Annotated in this window: 6 protein-coding genes and 1 rRNA gene; 1 reads left to right on the top strand and 6 read right to left on the bottom strand. The window is 53.0% G+C overall.

The features are described from left to right. Nucleotides 1–104 (top strand): 5S ribosomal RNA (rrf, locus tag WFK59_RS17855); the annotation flags it as partial. Between the two features lie 171 nt (nt 105–275). Here the strand turns inward: rrf and WFK59_RS17850 are convergent. From WFK59_RS17850 to dusB, 6 genes are all read right to left on the bottom strand, one after another. Next, nucleotides 276–1,037 carry an amino acid ABC transporter ATP-binding protein gene (locus WFK59_RS17850; protein ID WP_094121126.1) on the bottom strand — a complete coding sequence of 254 codons (762 nt, stop codon included), beginning with the start codon at nt 1,035–1,037 and terminating at the stop codon, nt 276–278. Between the two features lie 8 nt (nt 1,038–1,045). Next, nucleotides 1,046–2,146 (bottom strand): amino acid ABC transporter permease, encoded by a 1,101-nt coding sequence (locus WFK59_RS17845; RefSeq protein ID WP_336756681.1) that lies wholly within the window; start codon nt 2,144–2,146, stop codon nt 1,046–1,048. A 15-nt stretch (nt 2,147–2,161) separates the two neighbouring features. Then, entirely contained in the window at nt 2,162–3,340 is a 1,179-nt protein-coding gene (locus WFK59_RS17840; RefSeq protein WP_233986971.1) for an amino acid ABC transporter permease, read from the bottom strand. Nucleotides 3,341–3,408: 68 nt separating this feature from the next. After that, on the bottom strand, nt 3,409–4,434 hold the full coding sequence (locus tag WFK59_RS17835; RefSeq protein ID WP_233986972.1) for an amino acid ABC transporter substrate-binding protein: 1,026 nt from the start codon (nt 4,432–4,434) through the stop codon (nt 3,409–3,411). A gap of 545 nt (nt 4,435–4,979) precedes the next feature. Continuing rightward, nucleotides 4,980–5,276, bottom strand: coding sequence for a DNA-binding transcriptional regulator Fis (gene fis, locus WFK59_RS17830; protein ID WP_003855228.1), 297 nt, complete (start codon nt 5,274–5,276; stop codon nt 4,980–4,982). Nucleotides 5,277–5,299: 23 nt separating this feature from the next. Further along, nucleotides 5,300–6,265, bottom strand: a complete 966-nt coding sequence (gene dusB / locus WFK59_RS17825) for a tRNA dihydrouridine synthase DusB (RefSeq protein WP_031375133.1) — start codon at nt 6,263–6,265, stop codon at nt 5,300–5,302. Nucleotides 6,266–6,413 lie beyond the last annotated feature (148 nt).

The following is a 6,413-nucleotide window of genomic DNA, read 5'->3' as shown; positions in this document are numbered from 1 at the left end:
AGCGCGGTGGTCCCACCTGACCCCATGCCGAACTCAGAAGTGAAACGCCGTAGCGCCGATGGTAGTGTGGGGTCTCCCCATGCGAGAGTAGGGAACTGCCAGGCATCAAATAAGAGAGAGCCCTTCACGTATGCGAAGGGCTTTTTTCGTTGTGGCAATCACCAGAATCTCTCCTTTTCCCCATTGCAAACCACCCTATCCAGCACTAGCCGCCTCTGTTATACAGCCAATAAAAAACCCGGCACCAGGCCGGGTGATAGAGATTGTGTGCTACGTCAGTGAATCACCTGCGACAGGAAAGCGCGGGTGCGTTCTGATTTAGGATGAGCGAAGAACTCCTGCGGTGGCGCCACTTCAACGATCTCACCCCGATCCATAAAGATCACACGGTCCGCAACGGTACGGGCAAAGCCCATTTCATGGGTAACGCACAGCATGGTCATGCCATCTTCAGCCAGCCCAATCATAGTATCCAGCACTTCCTTCACCATCTCAGGATCGAGCGCTGAGGTCGGCTCATCAAACAACATGATTTTGGGTTTCATGCAGAGCGAGCGGGCGATGGCAACGCGCTGCTGCTGACCGCCGGAGAGCTGGCCAGGAAACTTGTGCGCATGTTCGGCGATACGCACCCGCTGCAGATAATGCATCGCCAGCTCATCGGCCTCTTTCTTAGGGATCTTTCTGACCCAGGACGGCGCCAGCGTACAGTTCTGTAATACGGTCAGGTGCGGAAACAGATTAAAGTGCTGGAAGACCATCCCCACTTCGGTACGGACCCGCTCAATGTTGCGCACATCCTCATTCAGATGAATACCATCGACGACAATGCGCCCCTGCTGATGCTCTTCAAGATGGTTTATGCAGCGAATGGTGGTCGACTTACCGGAGCCGGATGGACCACACAGCACGATGCGCTCGCGGGGTTTAACCTGCAGGTTGATGTCTTTCAGTACGTGAAACTGCCCGTACCATTTATTCACGTTCTCAAGCGAGATCATCAACGCGTCGGAAGAGTGTGTCATAGAGTGTGTCATGTAAAACCTCAGTGCGATTTACGCCCGGTGTGAAAGCGCTTTTCCAGGTACTGGCTGTAGCGCGACATGCTAAAACAGAAAATCCAATAGACCAGCGCAGCAAAGACATAACCTTCAGTCGACATGCCCAGCCACGTCGGATCGACGGTAGCCTGCTGGACGCTGCTGAACAGATCGAACAGGCCGATGATGATCACCAGGCTGGTATCTTTAAACAGCGCAATGATGGTATTCACCAGGCCCGGGATGGTCATCTTGAGGGCCTGCGGCAGAATCACCAGCATCTGCGTCTTCCAGTAGCCCAGCGCCAGTGACTCGGCGGCTTCATACTGGCCTTTCGGCAGCGCCTGCAAACCGCCACGCACCACCTCAGCCACATAGGCGGACTGGAATAAAATGACCCCAACCAGCGCACGCACCAGTTTGTCGATGGTAGTGCCTTCAGCCATAAACAGCGGCAGCATCACGGATGACATAAATAGCACGGTGATCAGAGGTACGCCGCGCCAGAACTCGATGAAGATAATCGACAGCGTACGCACGACCGGCATCTTTGAGCGACGTCCCAGCGCCAGTAAAATTCCCAGCGGCAAAGCGCCGGCAATCCCGACCGATGCGATAATCAGCGTCAGGGTTAAGCCGCCCCACTGGCGGGTTTCGACCCGCTCCAGCCCCAGATAGCCCCCATAAAGCAGAAACCAGACGATGACCGGATAAGCAATTGCCCAGAGTGCAATATAGCGTCCACGGTACGGCAGGCTTTTGATAAACATCGGGATAATCGACAGCAGCCCAATTACCAGCGCCAGGTTAATCCGCCAGCGCAATTCATGCGGATAGAGCCCATACATGAACTGGCCAAAACGGGCATGGATAAAGACCCAACAGGCGCCCTCTTTGGTGCAGTCAGCACGGGTGGTACCGAACCAGTTAGCCTGAAAGATCAGCCAGTTCAGCGCAGGCGGAATAACGTGCCAGATCACCCAGATGCAAAACAGTGTGAGCAGGGAGTTAAACCAGCTGGAAAATAAATTCTTACGCGCCCAACGCCAGGCGCGACTCGCCAGATTCGTCGGGACGGGGGGCGTTTCATGTGTGGTAACAGACATAGTCATCCCGTTCTCTTAACGCTCAACCAGCGCAATTTTGCGGTTATAGAGGTTCATTAGCAGTGAAATCAGCAGGCTGATGATCAGATAAACGCCCATGGTGATAGCAATGGTCTCAATCGCCTGGCCGGTCTGATTCAGTACTGAACCGGCAAACAGCGACACCATATCGGGATAACCGATGGCGGCAGCCAGTGAGGAGTTTTTCACGATGTTCAGATACTGGCTGGTCAGCGGAGGAATAATCACGCGCATTGCCTGCGGGATAATCACCTGCCGCAGCGTTACCGGATTAGGCAGGCCCAGCGAACGTGCCGCCTCATGTTGCCCGTACGGTACCGACTGAATCCCCGAGCGAATCACTTCAGCAATAAACGATGAGGTATAGATCGACAACGCCAGGGTCAGCGCCGCCAGCTCAGGGATCATCACTGAGCCGCCACGGAAGTTAAAACCGCGTAGCTGTGGCACGTCCCAGTGGGTCGCCGCGCCAAAACCGAGATGCGCAATCAGCGGGAACAGAATCAGCATCGCGATAGCCGCCGGCCATGAGCGACGTAACTGACCAGTTTTCAGCTGATGTTTACGGTTAAAACGGTACAGGCCGTAACTGCCGGCAATAGCCAGCAGCAGCGCAATCACAAACGGCCAGCTGCCTGCTGCATAGGTTGGCCAGGGGACGTATAAACCACGGTTGCTGACATAGGCCAGGTCAAAAGCATTCAGCGCCTGACGCGGGCCTGGCAGATTGCGTAACACCGCAAAGTACCAGAAGAAGATCTGCAGCAGTGGCGGAATATTACGGAAAGTTTCGATATAGATATTGGAGAGTTTCCGCAATAGCCAGTTGTCAGAAAGCCGCGCAAGACCAATAGCGAAGCCGAGAATGGAGGCAAAGACGATACAGAGCGCGGAGACCAGCAGGGTATTGGTCAACCCGACCATAAACACGCGCGCGTAAGTATCTCCTTCGGTGTACTCAATCAGGTGCTGAACAATACCAAAACCGGCAGTGCGCTCAAGGAATCCAAACCCGGAAGTGATACCGCGATTGGCCAGGTTGATAATGGTGTTATGCACCAGATAACCCACCACACCAAGCACCGCGACTATCGCTATGAGCTGATAAAGCCAGGCGCGAACCGTGGGATTACCGAATGAAAAATCCCTTTTCACGGTTGGGCGTTGTGACATGTTGAAACCTCAGTAACGAAAGCTGGGGTAGGGCACCGCAGAATACGGTGCCCGATTGGCGAGGAGTATTAACGTACTGGCGGTGCGTACTGAATGCCGCCCTGGTTCCACAACGCATTCTGACCACGAGCGATCTTCAGTGCGCTATCTTTACCCACGTTACGATCGAAACTTTCCTGATAGTTGCCCACTTGCTTGATGATGTTGTAGGCCCATTTGTTGTCCAGTTTCAGATCCTTGCCAAAATCACCCTCAGCACCCAGCAGATGGGCCATATCTGGCGTAGTCGGTTTGGCGGTCATCTCATCAACGTTTTTCGAGGAAACGCCCATCTCTTCAGCATTCAGCATGGCGTAGAGTGACCACTTAACGATGGTGAACCAGTCATCATCACCGCGGCGAACGACCGGGCCCAGCGGTTCTTTAGAGATCACTTCTGGCAGCACGATAAATTCGTCAGGCTTGCCCAGCTTGATGCGTAACGCATAGAGCTGAGACTGGTCAGAAGCCAGCGTATCGCAGCGGCCGCTATCCAGCGCTTTGGCCGATTCGTCGGAGCGATCAAAGGTCACCGGCGTATATTGCATCTTATTGGCTTTAAAGAAGTCCGCCACGTTCAGCTCGGTATCGGTACCCGCCTGAATACAGACAGTAGCGCCGTCCAGTTCTTTAGCACTTTTCAGCCCGGCTTTCTGGTGAGTCAGGAAGCCAATACCGTCGTAATAATTGACGCCAGCAAACAGGAAGCCCATGCCGCCATCACGTGATGAGGTCCAGGTGGTATTGCGCGACAGGATATCGACTTCACCTGACTGCAGCGCGGTAAAACGCTCTTTAGCGGTCAGCGGGGTATATTTCACTTTGGTCGCATCGCCAAACACCGCTGCGGCCGCCGCACGGCAGACATCAACATCGATACCGGTAAACTTGCCGCTGGCATCGGCATAGGAGAAGCCGGGTAAACCGTCACTAATACCGCATTGAATAAAGCCTTTCTTCTTTATCGCATCCAGCGTCGTGCCAGCGTGAGCCTGCTGAGCAACGGCCAACAGCGAGGCCGCAGCAACCAGCGTGGAGAGCATCATCTTTTTCATAAAGCATCCTGTGTGGAGGAATCATGTTGTTATGTTTGCGCACTTTAGTGTGCGTTTTTCCTGTCTGTGGCGGTCAGCCATCCACGACTTTGCAAACCTGATGCCAGGTTTGCAGAGCCCTGAATTATCATGAAAGAACGGTTAATAATCGGAAGCAGCGGGAAAGTTCCGCTAATATGGCGCACCAAAAGGAAGCAATGCGAGTCGACCCGATCACATTTAGTGCAAATAGTTTCACTATATGGAAGCAATGTGAGCCATCACTCAGGCGCAAATGTATGCAGGAGATGCTTTGCTTTTAAAGGCGTGCAGGATCACAGAAGCCAGCGCTGACCGGGAATCGCCGGGCGGGCTGACGTACCGGAGAGGCGACGTCGGGAGAGAAGAGTAAGAAAGCGAGGCAGTGAAATATCACGGCAGCGATTGCAACTATAGTTACCATATTGACGATAACTGTTTCACCTGAATTGCCGATGCTTTGTGGAACAGCGCACAAATAAAAACGCCAGCCCGAAGGCTGGCGTAATTAACAGACAGAACCAGAATCAGTTCATGCCGTATTTTTTCAATTTCTTACGCAGCGTACCGCGGTTGATACCCATCATCAGGGCAGCACGGGTCTGGTTGCCACGGGTATACTGCATCACCATGTCCAACAGAGGCTGCTCGACTTCAGCCAAAACCAGCTCATACAGGTCACTTACATCCTGACCGTTCAGTTGAGCAAAATAGTTCTTCAGTGCCTGTTTAACCGAATCACGCAAAGGTTTTTGAGTTACCTGATCTTGTGAGTTAACGGTAGAAACGGTCAGTACGTCAGAATTTACGCGTTGTTCGAACATAGTTCTTTCAGCTCTTTATTTCGTTACGCAAGATTTTCGAAGTATGCCTCCAACGCCTCCAGCTGTTCGCTGGCATCCTCAATGGCGTTGAATGTGCGCCGAAACTGGTCATTCGGGGCGTGCTCCTGGAGATACCAGGAGACGTGCTTTCGCGCTATACGGTATCCCTTGCCTGAACCGTAAAAGTCGTGCAGCTCACGTATATGCGAAACAAGCAAGCGCTTGACCTCTGCCATTGGCAGCGGGGCAAGCAGCTCCCCAGTGTCCAGATAATGCTGGATTTCCCGGAAGATCCACGGTCTTCCCTGAGCAGCGCGTCCTATCATCAGAGCATCGGCCCCTGTATAGTCGAGCACCGCTCTGGCTTTATGCGGGTCAGTTATGTCTCCATTCGCGATAATCGGAATAGAGACACTCTGCTTAACTGTCCGAATGCTGTCATATTCAGCTTCCCCGTTGAACAGGCAGGCACGAGTGCGGCCATGTATCGTCAGAGCCTGAATACCACAACGTTCAGCCAATTGGGCAATCGCGACACAGTTCCTGTTTTCAGGATCCCAGCCAGTACGAATTTTCAGTGTTACCGGCACATCCACTGCATTGACCACTGCGGAGAGAATTGACTCCACCACGGCGGGATATTGCAGCAAGGCTGAACCCGCCATTTTGCGGTTAACCTTTTTGGCAGGGCAGCCCATATTAATGTCGATAACCTGTGCACCGGCCTCAACATTAATCCGTGCAGCTTGCGCCATTTCGCTGGGATCGCAACCGGCAATTTGCACGGCGCGAATGCCTGGCTCATCACTGTGCACCATGCGTAAACGAGATTTGTCACTGGCCCAGACTTCCGGGTTCGAAGACAACATCTCAGAAACTGCCATGCCTGCACCCATTTCATGACACAGCGTCCTGAATGGCCTGTCGGTAATCCCGGCCATAGGGGCTGCAATCAGTCGATTTCTCAGCTGGAGGTTTCCAATACGCATGAAGTCAGAATGGCCATACTGTGTCTGCAAGGCGGCGTATATTACGCATTTTTTCCTGAAGATGAAAGGCCAAACTTTGAACAATCAGCAAGAAAGATCAATGAAATCCGGGTGATCACTCCGCCATTTACAAAATAACCATAATTAT

This window comes from Pantoea sp. USHLN298 (assembly GCF_037149395.1).
In the GTDB taxonomy this organism is placed as follows: Bacteria; Pseudomonadota; Gammaproteobacteria; order Enterobacterales; family Enterobacteriaceae; genus Pantoea; species Pantoea astica.
This window is presented reverse-complemented; position numbering and strand designations above follow the sequence as displayed.

Bases quoted from the DNA above. Each gene is read 5' to 3' on its own strand.
- WFK59_RS17845 (WP_336756681.1), bottom strand. From the start codon at position 2,146: ATGTCTGTTACCACACATGAAACGCCCCCCGTCCCGACGAATCTGGCG.
- WFK59_RS17850 (WP_094121126.1), bottom strand. From the start codon at position 1,037: ATGACACACTCTATGACACACTCTTCCGACGCGTTGATGATCTCGCTT.
- dusB (WP_031375133.1), bottom strand. From the start codon at position 6,265: ATGCGTATTGGAAACCTCCAGCTGAGAAATCGACTGATTGCAGCCCCT.
- WFK59_RS17835 (WP_233986972.1), bottom strand. From the start codon at position 4,434: ATGAAAAAGATGATGCTCTCCACGCTGGTTGCTGCGGCCTCGCTGTTG.
- fis (WP_003855228.1), bottom strand. From the start codon at position 5,276: ATGTTCGAACAACGCGTAAATTCTGACGTACTGACCGTTTCTACCGTT.
- WFK59_RS17840 (WP_233986971.1), bottom strand. From the start codon at position 3,340: ATGTCACAACGCCCAACCGTGAAAAGGGATTTTTCATTCGGTAATCCC.